17 protein-coding genes are annotated in these 16,680 nt (G+C 43.3%); 6 read left to right on the top strand and 11 right to left on the bottom strand.

What is annotated here, in order from left to right:
- Positions 1–38: 38 nt before the first annotated feature.
- Genes KDU71_RS17995 through KDU71_RS17985 form a run of 3 tightly spaced genes read left to right on the top strand, consistent with a single transcriptional unit; the run spans position 39 to position 2,963 of the window.
- Positions 39–1,034, top strand: a complete 996-nt coding sequence (locus KDU71_RS17995) for a rhodanese-like domain-containing protein (RefSeq protein ID WP_212192492.1) — start codon at positions 39–41, stop codon at positions 1,032–1,034.
- A gap of 57 nt (positions 1,035–1,091) precedes the next feature.
- Positions 1,092–2,105: a porin gene (locus KDU71_RS17990; RefSeq protein ID WP_212192491.1), complete on the top strand. Its 1,014-nt coding sequence runs from the start codon at positions 1,092–1,094 to the stop codon at positions 2,103–2,105.
- Between the two features lie 18 nt (positions 2,106–2,123).
- Positions 2,124–2,963, top strand: coding sequence for a sulfurtransferase (locus KDU71_RS17985; RefSeq protein ID WP_212192490.1), 840 nt, complete (start codon positions 2,124–2,126; stop codon positions 2,961–2,963).
- Between the two features lie 76 nt (positions 2,964–3,039).
- On the opposite strand, the gene KDU71_RS17980 is transcribed toward KDU71_RS17985, so the two are convergent.
- From KDU71_RS17980 to KDU71_RS17955, 6 genes are all read right to left on the bottom strand, one after another.
- Positions 3,040–3,420: a hypothetical protein gene (locus tag KDU71_RS17980; RefSeq protein ID WP_212192489.1), complete on the bottom strand. Its 381-nt coding sequence runs from the start codon at positions 3,418–3,420 to the stop codon at positions 3,040–3,042.
- A 3-nt stretch (positions 3,421–3,423) separates the two neighbouring features.
- On the bottom strand, positions 3,424–3,666 hold the full coding sequence (locus KDU71_RS17975) for a DUF2007-related protein (RefSeq protein ID WP_212192488.1): 243 nt from the start codon (positions 3,664–3,666) through the stop codon (positions 3,424–3,426).
- 39 nt (positions 3,667–3,705) lie between these two features.
- Positions 3,706–4,533 (bottom strand): hypothetical protein, encoded by an 828-nt coding sequence (locus KDU71_RS17970; protein WP_212192487.1) that lies wholly within the window; start codon positions 4,531–4,533, stop codon positions 3,706–3,708.
- A gap of 12 nt (positions 4,534–4,545) precedes the next feature.
- The gene (locus KDU71_RS17965; RefSeq protein ID WP_212192486.1) at positions 4,546–5,622 is read right to left on the bottom strand and encodes an amidohydrolase family protein; all 1,077 of its coding nucleotides are present in this window, start codon (positions 5,620–5,622) and stop codon (positions 4,546–4,548) included.
- 130 nt (positions 5,623–5,752) lie between these two features.
- Positions 5,753–6,454 (bottom strand): LytR/AlgR family response regulator transcription factor, encoded by a 702-nt coding sequence (locus tag KDU71_RS17960; RefSeq protein ID WP_212192485.1) that lies wholly within the window; start codon positions 6,452–6,454, stop codon positions 5,753–5,755.
- A gap of 2 nt (positions 6,455–6,456) precedes the next feature.
- On the bottom strand, positions 6,457–7,512 hold the full coding sequence (locus KDU71_RS17955; RefSeq protein ID WP_212192484.1) for a sensor histidine kinase: 1,056 nt from the start codon (positions 7,510–7,512) through the stop codon (positions 6,457–6,459).
- Positions 7,513–7,724: 212 nt separating this feature from the next.
- Between KDU71_RS17955 and KDU71_RS17950 the strand changes: the two genes are divergently transcribed.
- Positions 7,725–8,084, top strand: coding sequence for a MotA/TolQ/ExbB proton channel family protein (locus tag KDU71_RS17950; RefSeq protein ID WP_212192483.1), 360 nt, complete (start codon positions 7,725–7,727; stop codon positions 8,082–8,084).
- Positions 8,085–8,215: 131 nt separating this feature from the next.
- Complete coding sequence (locus KDU71_RS17945) at positions 8,216–9,469, top strand: DEAD/DEAH box helicase (RefSeq protein WP_212192482.1); 1,254 nt, start codon at positions 8,216–8,218, stop codon at positions 9,467–9,469.
- Here the strand turns inward: KDU71_RS17945 and KDU71_RS17940 are convergent, their stop codons facing one another.
- The 5 genes from KDU71_RS17940 to KDU71_RS17920 all read right to left on the bottom strand — a co-directional run bounded on the left by KDU71_RS17940 (position 9,470) and on the right by KDU71_RS17920 (position 13,312).
- Entirely contained in the window at positions 9,470–10,153 is a 684-nt protein-coding gene (locus KDU71_RS17940) for a hypothetical protein (protein WP_212192481.1), read from the bottom strand.
- A 57-nt stretch (positions 10,154–10,210) separates the two neighbouring features.
- A complete protein-coding gene (locus tag KDU71_RS17935; protein WP_212192480.1) occupies positions 10,211–10,477 on the bottom strand; it encodes a DUF4834 family protein in 267 nt (88 codons plus the stop codon).
- 192 nt (positions 10,478–10,669) lie between these two features.
- A complete protein-coding gene (locus KDU71_RS17930; protein ID WP_212192479.1) occupies positions 10,670–12,283 on the bottom strand; it encodes a S41 family peptidase in 1,614 nt (537 codons plus the stop codon).
- Positions 12,284–12,319: 36 nt separating this feature from the next.
- Complete coding sequence (locus KDU71_RS17925) at positions 12,320–12,805, bottom strand: deoxycytidylate deaminase (protein WP_212192478.1); 486 nt, start codon at positions 12,803–12,805, stop codon at positions 12,320–12,322.
- 114 nt (positions 12,806–12,919) lie between these two features.
- Positions 12,920–13,312 carry a DUF7670 domain-containing protein gene (locus KDU71_RS17920; RefSeq protein ID WP_212192477.1) on the bottom strand — a complete coding sequence of 131 codons (393 nt, stop codon included), beginning with the start codon at positions 13,310–13,312 and terminating at the stop codon, positions 12,920–12,922.
- A 424-nt stretch (positions 13,313–13,736) separates the two neighbouring features.
- Here KDU71_RS17920 and KDU71_RS17915 point away from each other — a divergent pair, with 424 nt between their 5' ends.
- Positions 13,737–16,427 carry a glycoside hydrolase family 3 C-terminal domain-containing protein gene (locus KDU71_RS17915; RefSeq protein WP_212192476.1) on the top strand — a complete coding sequence of 897 codons (2,691 nt, stop codon included), beginning with the start codon at positions 13,737–13,739 and terminating at the stop codon, positions 16,425–16,427.
- Positions 16,428–16,680 lie beyond the last annotated feature (253 nt).

The raw sequence follows: 16,680 nt of genomic DNA, 5'->3' as shown, positions 1-16,680 counted from the left end.
AATACATACAATTCTTTAATTATTAAATCCTTTAAGTTATGAAAAATCTATTTCGTTATTTCTTTTTTATGCTGGCTATCAGCGCAGTAGTTTTTACCGGATGTAAGGACGACAATGATCCTACCACAACTACAAATCCAGCTGAAACATTGATGGACTACCTGGTGGAGATTGATATGGATCTGAACCATGTTATCAAAAACAGTGATGGGCAAAAATTTGTGATGGGCGCACCGGCCGATGGTAATGTGAGCAGCAAGTATATCATTGATATCAGAAGCGCTGAAGCTTTTAATGCTGGCCATATCACCAATGCGGTTAACGTACCTGATTTTAAAAACATCCTGACTGAAGCTGCCAAAGCAGACAAGCCAATATTAGTGGTTTGTTATACCGGCCAAACGGCTTGCTATGCAACTTCATTATTAAGGCTATATGGTTACCACGATGCACAGGCCTTAAAATGGGGAATGTCTGGTTGGAACGAAGCTACCGCCGGCCCATGGGATAATGCCATAGCCGATATTAGTGATGGTCACTCAAACTGGACGTTTAATGCCAGCGAACCTACCTTAGGTGTATACGATGCTCCTGCTTTCACCTCTACAGCTACAGAAGGTGAAGCTATTCTAAAAGAGCGTATTGAATACATCGTATCTCAAGGCTTCAAAGGAGTTGAAGCTTCAGATGTTTTGGGAAGCCCTAGCGGATACTTTATCAATAACTATTTTAATACAACCGACTACAGTGCTTTCGGGCATGTAGATGGAGCTTACCGAATGAATCCTTTATTAGTTAGCCCCAGCTCAACAGAGGAAGCTGCTGTAACCAACCTTGATCCTTCAAAGAAGGTGGTTACCTATTGCTACACCGGTCAAACATCAGCTGTTATTACTGCATACCTGCGCGTACTGGGTTATGATGCCTACAGCCTGAAGTTTGGTATGAATAAACTATCAAACTCAAGCGATGCATGGACCGCCAACCAGTGGAGAGGCGATTCAAACCCTAAGAATTTACCACTTGAGCAGTAATCCGAGATAAAGCCGCTTCGAGGAGCGGCTTCTTTTTCCCATCTTAATTAAATGATCATGACTAAAAATATTATTCTACTCATCTTGGCTTCCTGTCTGCTGTTGCCCGCTAACTTGTTGGCGCAGGGCTGCGAAGAAGCAGCCGGGAGTGATGAAGCACTAAAAATATTCGGGTTTTTACAGGCCGAATACGACCAACAGTTTACCGACGAAACAACCAGCTCGTTCAGCTTTAGAAGAGCACGACTAGGAGCGACCGGTAACATCCCTTACGACTTCTCCTATTATGTGGTAATGGAAATGAGTCCTATGCTCAGCAGCAACGGAAGTGCCTATCTACTAGATGCATTTATTACTTATGGCCGATGGGATTGGGCGAAAATTTCCATGGGTTCATTCAAAAATCCTTTTAGTATGGATTTGGGTGGTACAGCCTGTAGTGGTATTAATACCATTTTCCGCTCACGGGCAGTTGATCAGCTGGTGGTGCCACAGCGCGACTTAGGCATAATGGTGCTGGGTGGCGACCGCAGCACGTTCTTCCAGTATCGCCTGGCTTATATGAATGGTGCTGGCCTGAAGAAGGACAATAACAATTCAAAAGACATTATTGCCCGTGCCGTATTCCATCCGCTTGATTTCTTATACGTAGGTGGTAGTTATCGTTTGGGTTATCCAACCAATGACGATGATAAGCGCACATCATATGCTTTGGAGGCCGAATTCAATTATGGTCCCTTCAGAGCAATGGGTGAATACATTGTTGACGAAGGCGAATACGATCGCTCACTGGGCGGTGGTTGCGGTGGCGAATTGATTGCCCTTGGCGATGAGCGTAAAGGTGCATACGTGCAAGCCATGTACATGACCAAATGGAATGTTGAACCAGTCTTTAAATATGAGTTCTTTGATGCCGGAGTCAACGACTATCGCGAGGACATCATGACCTTTGGTGCCAATTACTTTTTCAACGACTGGACACGTCTGCAAGTGAACTACCTCTATCGTGCCGAGGAGCCGGTTGAAGGCAATAACGATGGTTTGTATGTACAATTACAAGTGAAATTTTAATCGATAAACAACAAAGAGATGAAGAAACTATGTATAGTAGCTGCCCTTGTTATTTATACCATAGGAGCAGTTGCACAGGGTGATTTTATTTCGGTTAAAGAATTAGCGGGTAAAATCAATGATTCTAAAGTGCAGATTTTTGATGCACGCAAAGAAGCCGAATACAAACAAGTACACATCCGTAACGCTGTCAGTTTCCCGGTTGAAGAGCTATCGACCAAAACACCCATTGAAGGTATCCTGAAAAGTGATGCTGAAATAGCGAAGGTAATGGGCGCTCATGGTGTTGATTTCAGCAAAGAAATTGTATTGTACTGCAATAAAGGCAGCAATGCCGGCCGTATGTATTGGATTATGAAAATGATGGGTGCCAGCAATGTAAAACTGCTTGATGGCAATCTGGATGCCTGGAAAGCAGCCCGCAAACCGGTTACCCGCATGCCAAAAATGCCAAAGAAAACGACCGTAACAGCTAATGTGGACCGTTCAAGTTACCTGACTATGGATGATGTAAAGGCCCAAAAAGCTAAAAGCAACGTTGTATTGGTGGATGCGCGCGCTGATAACTATTTCAATGGTACCGATCCTAAAAGCAAAGGCCATATAGAAGGTGCCATCAGCATCAACTCTGATTTGATGCGCGATGACAAAGGCCTGATTAAATCAGCTGAAGATTTAAACAAGCTGTTTGCTTCCAAAGGCGTTACAAAAGACAAGGAAGTGATTCTGTATTGCCAGACCAGCACGCGTGCCGGTTTGCTGTATACTATAATGACAACCAAATTGGGTTATACAAATGTGAAAGTATATGATGGAGCCTACAACGAGTGGGTGACCTCCAATAAGGTTGTATCGTAAAATACCCTTTTAATCAGTTAAACTTGATTTTCCAGACAGGCCGCTCCTCAACCCTTGAGCGGCCTGTTGTTATCTATTATCGCAGGAAAATAAAGAGTGCTATTAACACCCAAAAAATCCATTGGAACATCTTAAATAAGCCTCCCTGAACAGAAGACGTTAAAGCAATAATGATTTGAACCAAGGCAAAAAAGGCATAATTCATTCCTATAAAATTAAGTACCATGGTAGGGTCATACATACAGTTTTCGAAATTGACTCCCACCATTATCAGCAACAGCGAAGACAAAATCTGATAAACTGACACATAATGAAATACCGACAAAATCACATTCTTTGGCACAACATCCAGATCACATGCCTTAAAAGGCTTTAAATACATTTTTGTGCCGGCTGTAAAATGTCCCAGAGTTGCCAACCCGGCAATGACCCCGGCTAATAATACCATTGTATTCATAAATCACATATTTAGGTTTTGTAAATAGTTGTCAATAATTTCCTTCGCCCGTTCTACTTCGTTCTCCAGCACCATCACTTTAACCCCTTCTGCACCAATCGGATCATACATAAAGTCGTTCAAAGTTGAATTCTTTAGAAAGTGGGCTATCTGTGCATCCATCAATAAGGTGCGTATCATTTCAGCCTCCCATAAGGTGCCGGAAAATACTTCTACCGTAGCCTGCTGTGCTGAAGATAAAGCCATGCCCGCAACATAGCCAAATAACAGATTAATGTCAAACAGTTAATGGCTGGCTCTATCGATGATTTGCTGCAATTCGCTTTTTAACTCATCTGATATAACCGTACTTACCTGGTTATGCTCCCAATCAAAACTGACTATTGTCGTTGGCTCGTTCTTATAGTCAAAACGCCCGTCATTATTACGATCAACACCCAAGGTAACCATTAATTGGTGTTTATCTGGTACTCGCTCATAGTTAAGTACTGTTGTCGAACTCACAGGCAATGGCATCAGTTTCTGATTACCGACGGAATAGATATGCAGGGTGGATAAATCTTGTTCTGAGATTTCACCGTCATTATTAGTATCACTATCAACAATATTAAAGATTAACAACACATCCTTCTCCATGTAATTATAGGTCAAATCAGTGCCAACAACTCTTTCATTCAATATTTTATGAGTTATCCCAGCATGTCCGTCATACACCAGCAGGTTATTAAAAGCATCATAATAGTAGGTTCTTTTTTTCCATTTAGAACTCCTGAAGCTTCCCTCCTCTTCATACATATTCATTACACCTTCACCAATGTCCTCGGGGCGACTCAGCTGTTTGGTTTTAACCGGTATAATGTAAAGTAATGCTGCCGTATCAACGAGATGCGGTGCATCAAACGACACCAAATGTTTTCGCAGGTTATTAGCAACCAGCTGCTCAGCCTTATCATCTGCCACGAGCGTATTATTATCCACTCGCTGCCTTGGCAATAAGTCACTAATAAAAACACCGGCTATAGCAACAATCGCTATGACACCTAACAGCACAAGAATGGTCGACAACAATGCCAGCATCCGTGCATTGTAGTCCTTCACTTTTTCAATGTTCATAACAGGATCATTTTAGTCATTAAGATGGGTTCTAAAAAACTGCTCAGGATTTGTTCGGGCTATGGTCATAAAATCATCTTCGCCCAGGTAAGCCCGTAAGTCGAGGCTAAATCGTCGTTCGGTCGCCTCTGTTTCTACCATGTAATAATCGGAGCCAAACAATACCTTTGAGCGCAGTTGCTTATCCTGCAGCAGCACTTTCAGCAATGGGAAGAACTCTTTTTTATTGAGCGTAAAAGAAATATCGGAATACAGGTTAGGATGCTTCTCCAGCATCTCCTTAATAATCAAGAACCAGTTATCCGGTCCATCCGGGTTATCCAAAAATTCACTCCAGTAGTGAGCTGAACCAAAGTGCCCCAGGCAAATTTTCAGTTCAGGAAAGTCCTGCATCACATACTCCCAGTTTAAGGGATGCGTAAACCTGGAGCACATCTCTTTGCGATTCATCCCCCGCGTATCTATCTTGTCGCGCGACTTTTCCAAGAGCTTCCTTAGTTCCTTTTTTTTACCCTTGAAATGAACGGGATTGAAGGGACTGCAGTGCGTCACAATGGGCAGGTTATGTTGCTGACAATACTCATATACCGGATACATGCGCTCATCGTATGGGAAATAGCCCAGTGGCGGATACACTTTCAGCCCTCTGAACCCCCATTCCTCCACGCACTTTTTAAGAATATCCATGTACTCGTCGCGTCGCGGATCGATATGCACAAAAGGGATCACCTCGGGATGCTTTTGTTTTAATTGGCCCAGCTCGTGCAACTGGTCCATATAATCACGTGGCACCTTGCCGGCTCCCATGTAGGCCATATCCATTGCTAACACGCCAAACCGGCTGTTCCTCGGGTAAAACTTACGACAGTTGAGATAAATAGCTTCCTGCGAGCCCAGTCGGCCCAACTCAACAAACTTCACATAGCGATCGAAGGTGTCGTTATCAGAAAAGGGATTAATATTATTAAGTATCCTCGACACCACGCGAAAGCCGGGCTTGGTGGACAATATGCGCACTAAACCAAGTGGCAGGAATCCACGTGGTATATCGGCATCTTTAAAAGTGTGAATGTGGCAGTTGTAAATCATATTATTGCTTTAGGTTAGCTACAGTTAACAATGTTAATGAAAATGCCTGAGGATTTACCAACATTGAAAATCCTTTCTGATAAAATCAATAAACACGGTTACCTACCCAAAGCGATTCTGCCTGTTAAATCTAAACTCCAAGAACGCTTTCCTTGATATTACCACGATAGGTTCGTCCGATTGGCAGTTGTTTGTCTCCTATGAGAATCATGTTACCCCTTATGGCTGTAATCTTATTAACGGCCACCAGGTATTGCCGGTGAATGCGTATAAACTGATAAACGGACAGTTGTTCCTCCATGCAACTAATGCGTTCGCGCGAAACATGCTTACCCATTTTATCATATATGATGATGTAATCGCCAAAACTCTCAATATACAGTATTTCATCAATGGCCAGACGAAGTATTTCCTTGCTGGTCTTTACATTGATACAGGCACCTGTTCCTATAGCACTGACTTGTTTTGCCTGATTACAACGCTCTTCATAGCGATTGAGCGCCCTACCCAAACGCTCAACCGAGATGGGTTTTAAGAGGTAATCCACCACATCCATATCATAGGCTTCCACAGCATAGTTACGATACGCAGTGGTGAATATTATAGCAGGAGGTTCTTTTACCGCTTTCAGAAAATCCATGCCTGTCATACGTGGCATTTCAATGTCTAAAAACACAAGGTCGATTTTATTTGTTCGAATAAACTCCAGGGCCAAAGCTGCCTGAGTAAAGGTATTTTCAATTACTACCTGGGGAAACAATTCGAGGTGACGCTCCAATATGCGAATGGCTATTGGTTCATCATCTACTATAAGGCATCTGATCGGTTTCATAATTAACACAGGTTAAGCTTGAGATTAACATGGAAGGTATTGCTTTCAAAGCGCTGATAAAGTTCATAACGTTCTGGATAAAGCAATGCCAGGCGTCTCTGAAGGTTTGAGAGGCCAATTCCTCCCGATTTATCTCTCTTTACATTCGAATCACAGGTATTGGTAATGCTTACATACAAACCATTACCATTCCTGATAGTAATACCAATATACAATACTCCATCATCTGCGGGGCGCCCATGTTTAAAGGCATTTTCAACCAGAGGTAGCAACAGCAAAGGAGCGACCTTAAAATCCCTTCCTATTTCAGTGTGCATGGTTAATTGCAGAGCATCACCAAAACGTACCCTTTGAATGGCTGTATAGTTTTCTATCTGCTGTATCTCTTCACTTAATAGCACATTTCGCTCGCATTTGTACAGCATATAATCCAGCATGCCCGATAGCTGCAAAATGACTTCTGGCGTTCGCTCCGACTTCTCCAGGCTAAGACCGTAAACACAGTTGAGTGCATTAAACAGAAAATGTGGATTCACCTGCTTCTTGAGCATCTCCAGCTCTTTTTCTTTCAGCATGAGTTCGCGCTCAAACACTTTCTTATCCTGTAGTTCTTTGTCCTGCGTTAAGCGGAAAGTTTCCAACATAAACTGAATGGCCACCCCACCAAAAACTATCATGTTAACACCACCCACCTGGTAACTCACGTTTGCAGCATCCTCAATAACACGGCCATTTTCATAATCCCAGAAGTAAAGGTTAAGAATAAAAGACAAAACACTTTCCAGCCAGAATGCCCCCATAAACACATATAATGAAAAGATGATAAAGCGAAAATAACGCTTTGCTTCCAGATTAGGGCGGGTAACAAACCGATGATGAATATCGACACACACAAAGGAGATAAACCAAAAGATAGTAGTAAAAATTAATGTAACTTTTTGCTCGGAGTTGTTGCCTCCATAAAATCCTTTGAAAAAGAAAAACGCGATTAGCCAATAGACAGCGAATGTAAGTCCTATGGTAACTTTGCGTGTATTTAATGAGCGCAATGCAAGCATAGTGGCAAATTAACAAAATTAAGATGCAAAGCTGCTTTAAGCCTTGAATTTTGCGATAAAAGGTTCGTTAAATAAGACGAACCGCAATATTACCATGTAACTGCTATAAATGGTCGTTGGACTTGTCTTTAGTGTCACTCAACGCATTTTTTTCCTACTTCTATGGTTCACCAATAAGTTTGGCATATATTGTTAAACCTAAATGATTCATCATGTTTGATTTTTTAATTCAGGGTGGCATCTACGGGATGTCGATTATAACCTTACTAGGCATAGCCGCATTGGCAATGGCTGTTTATAACTTTAGCCGTCAGGCTGCCCGAAAAGAAACTTCTCCCAAGCTACTCAACAGTGTACTTTACCTGGGCAGTATGTCCTTTTTTGCGGGCTTAGTGTGGAATGCAATGGGGCTATATCAGATCCTTGATGTTATCCAGCAAATGGGTGAGGTATCACAAACAGCACTGGCCGGTGGTTTAAAAGCTGCGAGTGTCAGCACCATCTGGGGCCTGTTTCTGCTCTTTATCTCTTATGTATGCTGGTTTATTTTACGATTAAGAATCACAGAATAGTTAGTTTTAAGCAACTTGTTTAGCCTCTGTTATTCTAAGCAAGTTGCTTTCCAATCCACTCATTCACCACCTCAGCTACTGTTTCGCAACTTTCTTACTTTTAATCGTATCTTTGCCGAAAATTAGATACAATGAAGTTTGAAGAGTTTGGCTTAGACGAGAAGATTACCAAAAGCATCGACCAATTAGGGTATAAGCGCCCAACGGACATCCAGTTTAAAGCCATTCCGGCTATACTGGAGAAAGAAGACGTATTGGCCATTGCCCAAACCGGAACCGGTAAATCGGCTGCTTTTGTTATTCCAATTCTTCAGTTACTTCAGAAAAAGCGCAAAAAGCAGGATACCGGTGTTCGTTGTATTGTGATGGTACCTACCCACGAATTGGCCAAACAGATTACGGATGTGTTTAAGCAGATTGGCAAGAACACATCACTGAAGTTCACAGCTATCTATGGCGGTGTTGACCAAACGGAACAGGTGGAGCGCCTGAAAAAAGAAACCGATGTATTGGTAGCCACACCAGGGCGTTTATTCGACTACATCAACCAGGGCGTTGTAAAAGTGTATAATGCAGAAATACTGGTATTGGATGAAGCCGATCACATGCTCGATTTGGGCTTTTACAAAGATATTCAGGACCTGATTAAGTACCTGCCCAAACAACGACAAACCTTATTCTTTTCGGCCACCATCGACAAAAAGATAAAAAAACTTGCCTACTCGCTGGTTCGCCGCCCCATTCGTATACAGATATCGCCTAAAAATCCGGTAGCTAAGAATATTGACCATTCGGTGGCCTTTATCAAAATGGATGATAAACGCTTTTTCCTGGAGCGGATTATTCGCTCTAATCCGGAGAAGAAGATTCTGGCCTTTGTGCGAACCAAAGTACGCTGTGAGCGCGTGCTAAAAGCCATGGAGCGCGTCGACATACAAGCTGTAACGATCCACAGCGACAAATCACAAAACGAACGCGATGAGGCCATGAAAGACTTCAAATCGGGTGAGATAAAACTATTGATTGCCACCGATGTAAGTGCCCGTGGTATTGACATTCCCAATGTAGACTATGTGGTAAATTACGATTTACCCGAACAACCTGAGAACTACGTACACCGTGTTGGACGAACTGGTCGTGGCAAACAGAAGGGTTATGCCATTGCTTTTTGCGCAGAAGAAGAAAAAGAGCTGTTGGAGACCATTGAGAACTACACCGGCTATCCCATTGATGTTACAGACATTGATCGTGAGGAATATGCAGATACCATTGACTTTTCAACCGAGACACACGCCGACTGGAAAACACTGATGCGTCAGGCTGAAGAAGATGAGATCGCCTATGAAGCCATTAAAAAGAAACGGGCTAAGAAAAAGAAGAAATAACTAAAGGGAGTTATAATATTCCACCACTTCTTTTACACTTTCAGGTTTTCGAAATTTGATCTTGTTCTTTTTAATAAAACTGCTGAGTTCTTGCTGGTGGTCTGGCAGCATGTCGATTAAATCATTTTTGTTGCTGACAACCTGCAATACGCCGTCGTTTATCGATAGGTAAAGATCCGGCGCCCTGTTTTTAAACTCAGCCGGCTTAGCATCCTGGAATGGTTTAGGTTCTTCGGCAGCCTGTAAGAATACTTTGTGCTTTAAATATAAGCTGCAACCTGAATCGACCACCAGGGCCTCAAAATAACCAATCTGCTTTTTGTTGATGAGCTGATACACCTTCAGCCCAAAACTATGCTCACCAAGGGTAAATAATGGAAACTCTTTTTGCTTGGGAATGGTATAATAACGCTCATCCTTTTTGATTTCCATTACATCATCATGCACGTTATAACGGAGAATTAATGGCTTAATTTGCTGGCCATTTTCAAGGGTGATAAAGGCCTCTTCCGATTCATAAATATAGGGAGAGCCTTTATACTCAACCGGCTGTTCACCTTCCAGCATTTTGATGTTTTCCAGATTGCGCCAAAAGTTATTAAACTCCGGAGACGCCAGATAATCTTGTGCGGACATGCCTGTCAGGCAAAACAGGCTAATAAGAAGGGATAACGTTAGTCGCATAGCAGAAGTTTTAATTACTAAAATTATAAAACTTCAGGCAACATTCAAATCAGACAACTACTTTACTTCTTCATAATCAACATACTCGCCCTCATTGTCATTCACTATATGAGTCGATTGCTTATGAGCATCCTGCTTAATAGTGACTTTTCCTTCTTGCTTACGGGCTTGCTGCTGATAGTTGGTGGCGGCTTGTTGCTGCTGTTGTTGCATGCGTTCCACACCTTTCTTCATCACATATGGCAATAGCAAACGGCCAATTATTTTAAACAGGTAGTAAAAGGTAATCAGGAAGAATATGGTTTTAGCAAGACCTATAAGCATAGCAATAATGTTTTTGTAAATATACCGATTATCTCAACAATTATCGTGCAAAAGATAAACTGAGAATGGCAACCTGTCAAGCCGTCGTTAATATGGCTGTTTCAGAGTCAATATGTCATGTGTCAATGAAATTGGAACAAAAAAGCGCAGAATGTATATATCCTGCGCTTTAATAATTTATCCATCAACAGCCTAGCTGCCCATATTAGAAGCTTCTTCTACAGCCCTCTGAAATACATCATCAACCTCATGGAAAATTGGATAGAATCCTTCATTATCCAGGATATTACGCGCGATGTAGGCCTTCAGCTCAATATCAATCTGCGCTTTTGAAATATTGTATTCATCCTGCTTAAACGCTACACCCTTATCCTTGGCAAAGCGCAGGAAATCGGCTAATAAATTCTGCTTATCGAGGTACTCTTTAATCGCTTTAGCAGTGGTGAACTGCTCCAGCTTCTGCCGATTATTATCGGTATACTGCAAAGCATAGCGATACATGATACCATTCATACGCAAATGCACAAAATAGTTGGTGATCATGGAAGTATCGCGTGGCACAAAAATATCAGGCATAATACCACCGCCGCCATAAACGGTGCGGCCATTTTTAGTGGTGTACTTTAAATCATCATCAAAACTGATGCTATCGGCATTGTAAAACTCACCATGCTCCAGTCGATTGTAAATATCTTCGTAATATTCATCCACCCCGTTTTCGTATGGTTTCTGAATGCAACGTCCACTAGGCGTGTGATAGCGAGCCACCGTCAGTCGCAATGCCGAACCGTCTGGTAATGGAATCTGTTGCTGCACCAGGCCTTTACCAAACGAACGACGACCAATCACCAAACCACGGTCGTTATCCTGAATAGCGCCGGCAAAAATTTCACTGGCCGAAGCCGAGAACTCATCAATCAGCACCACCACTTTCGTATCCTGGCACGTACCTGCTCCATTGGCATGCACGTTCTGTCGCTTCTGCGATTTGCCTTCGGTATACACAATCAGGTCTTTGGCAGGTAAAAACTCATTACACAATCGAATAGCTACATCCAGCAGTCCGCCTGAGTTGCCCCTGAAATCGATGATTACCTGCTGGCAGTTATTCGCTTTTAGCTTAGCCAGGGCTGTTAAAAACTCCTGGTAGGTATTCTGAGCAAAACGGTCAACTTTAATATAACCGGTTGTTTCGTTCACCATGTAGCTCACATCCACACTGTAAAGAGGAATGCTGCCACGTGTAATATTAAAATCGATTAAATCTTTATTCGGACGACGTAGCACACCCACTTTTACATCAGTACCCATTTCGCCACGCAGCTTCTTCATCACATCATCGGTCGCTATTCCTTTACCGGCAATAATTGAATCATCAACCGCCACAATACGGTCGCCCGGCAGAATACCCACCTTTTCCGATGGTCCGCCCTGAATGACCTGAATCACCATCACCGTATCATTCTGCATGCTAAACTGCACACCAATGCCACCAAAGTTACCCTGCAGCTCTTCATTGACCTTATTTAGATCCTTCGCCGGTATATACACCGAGTGTGGATCTAAATCCTTCAGTATCTCAGGAATAATACGCTCTTCAATGGCCATGCGATCCACTGTATCCACATACTCCTCCTCAATAAGATTCATAAGTGCATCCAGCTTATTGGCTTGCGGATAAATCATCAGCGAATTGCTTTTACCGCCCGGTGCACTAAAGAAATTGCGTCCTATGAATACGCCCAGTGCGACTAACAGGCCGAACAGGAAAGGCATAAATATTTGCTTGCGTGTATTTGACTGCATAATGGTGTAGTATTTTCTAATAAGGAACTTTAAATATTATTCGTGTGTATTACCAAGAATTAAACCATCTTCTACCCTAATCAGTTCATCCTGGATGTGTACCACTTCTATATTGGCACGTGTCAACAAGTCAAGACCATCGGTATTGTGATACTTTTCGGCAAACACTACCCGCTTAATACCTGCCTGAATAATCAGCTTTGAACACTCAATGCAGGGGGAGGCAGTCACATATAAAGTAGAAGCATCAGAGCTATTGTTGGAGCGCGCTACCTTGGTGATAGCATTAGCTTCAGCATGCAGTACATAAGGTTTGGTTTTGTTGTTACAATCCTCACACTCATTTTCAAAGCCCGATGGCGTACCATTGTAACCATCGCTGATGATCATCTTATCCTTAACAATAATAGCTCCCACCTGCCGGCGGTTACAATAGGAATTTTGGGCCCATATGCGCGCCATGGCCAAATAACGTTGATCGAGTAAAAACTGTTTCGTCTGAATTTTATCGTCTGCTTGCATGATTTATACTTGCTTGTTACAAAAGTAACAAAATATGCTACGGACAAAAGACGACGAAATAAAAGATTGGTGTAGGAAGTGATGATCAGCCACTATTTGAACCCTGCCGGTTTTTTAATGAATCAGATTTCCACGCTTCCGCTTATAGAAATAATGCATGACAAACAAACAACCAGTCAAGCACAAAGGAAACGCCATTATAATAACCCGCCAAGCACTTTTTATAAAAGAATGACTCAGATGATAATGATACTTATAGACAAAAAAGGCCATAATTGCTCCAATAATTATGAAAAAAGTACCGCCGGCCAGCTCCCTTCGCCAGGCAAAAATTAATAATAGCACTAATGCAAATGAAGGCACCATTTGCATAAAAAACGTACGAAGCTGATGCCATGAAGTAAACTCTGGCTTAAACGCTTCAAAGGTGAGCATGGAAATCACCACAATAGCCACCATGCACAAAAAACGGGGCGTCCAGTACAATATCTCACCTGTTTTAGTCATACTCTGAATTTATAACTGACTACCATTTTTGTCAATAATTATTTTTCTGGAACATGAGACACAGAACCTATGATTCACTCTCAAGATGCCGGGGCCAGGCAACTACTTACAATAGAATAAAAACATAGCCCCATTTGCACCACTACAGATACTGCAGATACCTTATGACCCACGTGGGTCATAACCAACTTCCTTATCATCCCTTCTACATTCCCTGTCTAAGGGGATTCCATATAACCATATGCAGTGTTATTAACCGCTACCTCAATAGTGCCTTAAAAGTATCAGCATAATTGAACATGCCTCACCCCTAAACCAGGCAAAATATTGATTCCTTTATGTTTGAATACTCTATTGCCTTAAGAAAAACAGTACAGGTGGCTTGTTTGGACTATAAAGCTGCCAATTCAATAATGAAAAAACTATGAAACGATTTCACACAATCAGCCTGCTTTTGGTGACATTATTTATGTTGCTACACGGCTGTCAACAGGCAGATGACCCTGCTTACAAAAATCCGGAATTACCCATTGAGGACAGGGTTGATGATCTACTGTCGCGAATGACGCTGGAAGAAAAGTTCTGGCAACTGTTTATGATACCGGGTGACTTATCGGATGGTAAAGAGCGCTATCGCCATGGTATATTTGGCTTTCAGGTGGCCACCAAGGGCCAGTCGGCCAATGAAGTAGAACAACTGCTCGACTATTTGGGCGAAGGCACGGCACAGGAAACAGCCGAACTCATTAACGACATCCAGAAATACTTTGTGGAAGAAACCCGCCTGGGCATACCTATCATCCCGTTTGATGAAGCATTGCATGGACTGGTGCGCGATGGTGCCACGGCATTTCCGCAAGCCATTGGCCTGGCCGCCAGCTGGGATACCACGATGATTGGCGATGTGGCGCGTGCCATCACCCAGGAAACCAAAACGCGCGGTATCCGCCAAATATTATCACCAGTGCTGAATATAGCACGCGATGTGCGCTGGGGACGCACCGAAGAAACCTATGGTGAGGATCCTTACCTGACCACACAGATGGCCTATTCCTTTATCACCCAGTTTGAAAAATCGGGCGTTATCACCACCCCAAAGCATTTTGTGGCTAACGTTGGTGATGGCGGACGTGATAGCTACCCCATTCACTTTAACGAGCGCCTGTTGGAGGAAATTTACTTTCCAGCCTTTAAGAAGTGCTTTATTGATGGACAGGCCTGGTCGGTAATGACTTCTTACAACTCGCTGGATGGACGCCAATGCACCGCCAACGACTGGTTGCTTAATAAAAAACTGAAAGATGAATGGGGCTTCGATGGTTTCGTTATTTCCGATGCAGGTGCTACAGGTGGGGCCAATGTGTTGCATTACACGGCAAAGAATTATGCCGAATCAACTGAACAGGCAATTGAAAACGGGCTGGATGTGATCTTCCAGACTTCGTACGACCACTATCCGCTATTCTTCGAGGCCTTTGAGGAAGGCATGATTGATGAAGCAGCCATTGACGAAGCAGTGAGACGCGTTCTGCGAGCTAAGTTTAAGCTGGGCTTGTTTGAAAATCCTTATATCGATCCTGCACAGGCCGACAAGGTGAATGGCTCCCAGGCGCACCGTGAGGTGGCCAAACAGGCAGCACTCAAGTCGATGGTACTGCTTAAAAACGACCATCACACATTGCCTCTTAGTAAAGAGATACTCTCCATTGCTCTTATTGGTACCGATGCTGTGGAAGCTCGCTTAGGCGGCTACTCTGGTCCGGGTAACGAATCTGTTAGCATCAAGGATGGCATCCAACAAAAGCTGGGCACTGCCTGCCAGGTAAACTATGCTCCCGGCTGCGGACGCGAATCTGAAAGCTTCGTAACGATACCAGCCGGACAGCTTTCGCATCAACTGGCAAATGAAAAACAAAAGGGCCTGAAAGCCGCGTATTTTAACAATATTACGCTTGAAGGCGAACCTGCTTTGGAGCGCATCGATCCAGTGATTGATTTCCGCTGGACGCTTTTCTCGCCCGACCAGGCCACCATCAATTACGATTTCTATTCGGCTCGCTGGACCGGACAACTGACGGCGCCTGCCACCGGCCAATATGAGATTGGCATTAAAGGGGACGATGGCTATCGCCTCTACATCAATGATGAGCTACACATTGATAACTGGCAGAAACAAACCTTCCGACAGCTGACCAGGCCTTATCATTTTGTCAAAGGCAAGACCTATGACATACGACTGGAATTTTATGAAACCACGGGCAATGTCAACCTGAAACTGATTTGGAATGCAGGGGTAAAAGACCGCTGGCAAGAAGAGATAAAAGGAGCCGTTAACATCGCTAAAAAAAGTGATGTGGCTATAGTCGTTGTTGGCATCGAAGAAGGCGAGTTCAGAGACAGAGCCTACCTGACGCTGCCGGGTCACCAGGAAGCGTTAATACAAGAAGTGACAGCCACAGGGAAACCGGTGGTAGTTGTGTTGATTGGTGGCAGCGCCATTACCATGAACAACTGGATAAATGATGTGCCCGCTATCGTTGATGCCTGGTATCCGGGCGATGAGGGTGGTAATGCGGTGGCCGATGTGCTATTTGGCGATTATAACCCGGCCGGACGTCTGCCTATCACCTTCCCTATACATGAGTCACAGTTACCACTGTATTACAACCATAAACCTACTGGCCGTGGCGATGACTACCTTAACCTGAGTGGCAAACCGCTTTTCCCCTTTGGCTATGGACTGAGCTATACCTCATTCGCCTATAGCAAACTAGAGATAGATCAACCGGTTATTGCTGCCGGTGAATCGAGCACCGTGCGTTTTAAGATTACAAACACCGGTGCCTACGATGGCGATGAGGTGGTACAGATGTATATCAAAGATTTGTATGCATCAGTCGTTCGTCCAGTAATGGAGCTGAAAGGTTTTCAGCGCATTCACCTGAAGCAAGGTGAAACAAAAGAAGTCAGCTTTACCATTACGCCCGAGCAGCTGAGCATGCTCAACGAAGCCATGGACAGGGTGATTGAACCAGGTGATTTCAGAATCATGATTGGCGCCTCATCCAATGACATCAGACTGCGCTCCACATTGACAGTGTCTGAAGGCAGATGACCAAAGACCGAAGGATGGCATCTTTATTTACACAATGGACATTAAGATGCGATCCTTAAGACATAATGAAATATAAAGACAAGACATAAGACCCAGGACTTAATGCAAAACTCAAAGGAAATTAAGCACTTGGTAATAGCTGATAGCTAACAGCTAGCGGCCAAAAGCTAAAAAAAGGGCCGTATCCAACGATTATTCGACAGGATACGGCCCTTGGTTTTTAAATGAAGATTAACTCTTCCTGTATCTTAAT

Origin of the sequence: Carboxylicivirga sediminis (assembly GCF_018156225.1) — a bacterium.
Lineage (GTDB): Bacteria > Bacteroidota > Bacteroidia > Bacteroidales > Marinilabiliaceae > Carboxylicivirga > Carboxylicivirga sediminis.
The sequence above is the reverse complement of the archived record's forward strand: the minus strand, read 5'-3'. Positions and strand labels throughout refer to the sequence as shown.

Coding starts and splice junctions, on each gene's coding strand:
- KDU71_RS17995 (WP_212192492.1), top strand. CDS start 39: ATGAAAAATCTATTTCGTTATTTCTTTTTTATGCTGGCTATCAGCGCA.
- KDU71_RS17990 (WP_212192491.1), top strand. CDS start 1,092: ATGACTAAAAATATTATTCTACTCATCTTGGCTTCCTGTCTGCTGTTG.
- KDU71_RS17985 (WP_212192490.1), top strand. CDS start 2,124: ATGAAGAAACTATGTATAGTAGCTGCCCTTGTTATTTATACCATAGGA.
- KDU71_RS17980 (WP_212192489.1), bottom strand. CDS start 3,420: ATGAATACAATGGTATTATTAGCCGGGGTCATTGCCGGGTTGGCAACT.
- KDU71_RS17975 (WP_212192488.1), bottom strand. CDS start 3,666: ATGGCTTTATCTTCAGCACAGCAGGCTACGGTAGAAGTATTTTCCGGC.
- KDU71_RS17970 (WP_212192487.1), bottom strand. CDS start 4,533: ATGAACATTGAAAAAGTGAAGGACTACAATGCACGGATGCTGGCATTG.
- KDU71_RS17965 (WP_212192486.1), bottom strand. CDS start 5,622: ATGATTTACAACTGCCACATTCACACTTTTAAAGATGCCGATATACCA.
- KDU71_RS17960 (WP_212192485.1), bottom strand. CDS start 6,454: ATGAAACCGATCAGATGCCTTATAGTAGATGATGAACCAATAGCCATT.
- KDU71_RS17955 (WP_212192484.1), bottom strand. CDS start 7,512: ATGCTTGCATTGCGCTCATTAAATACACGCAAAGTTACCATAGGACTT.
- KDU71_RS17950 (WP_212192483.1), top strand. CDS start 7,725: ATGTTTGATTTTTTAATTCAGGGTGGCATCTACGGGATGTCGATTATA.
- KDU71_RS17945 (WP_212192482.1), top strand. CDS start 8,216: ATGAAGTTTGAAGAGTTTGGCTTAGACGAGAAGATTACCAAAAGCATC.
- KDU71_RS17940 (WP_212192481.1), bottom strand. CDS start 10,153: ATGCGACTAACGTTATCCCTTCTTATTAGCCTGTTTTGCCTGACAGGC.
- KDU71_RS17935 (WP_212192480.1), bottom strand. CDS start 10,477: ATGCTTATAGGTCTTGCTAAAACCATATTCTTCCTGATTACCTTTTAC.
- KDU71_RS17930 (WP_212192479.1), bottom strand. CDS start 12,283: ATGCAGTCAAATACACGCAAGCAAATATTTATGCCTTTCCTGTTCGGC.
- KDU71_RS17925 (WP_212192478.1), bottom strand. CDS start 12,805: ATGCAAGCAGACGATAAAATTCAGACGAAACAGTTTTTACTCGATCAA.
- KDU71_RS17920 (WP_212192477.1), bottom strand. CDS start 13,312: ATGACTAAAACAGGTGAGATATTGTACTGGACGCCCCGTTTTTTGTGC.
- KDU71_RS17915 (WP_212192476.1), top strand. CDS start 13,737: ATGAAACGATTTCACACAATCAGCCTGCTTTTGGTGACATTATTTATG.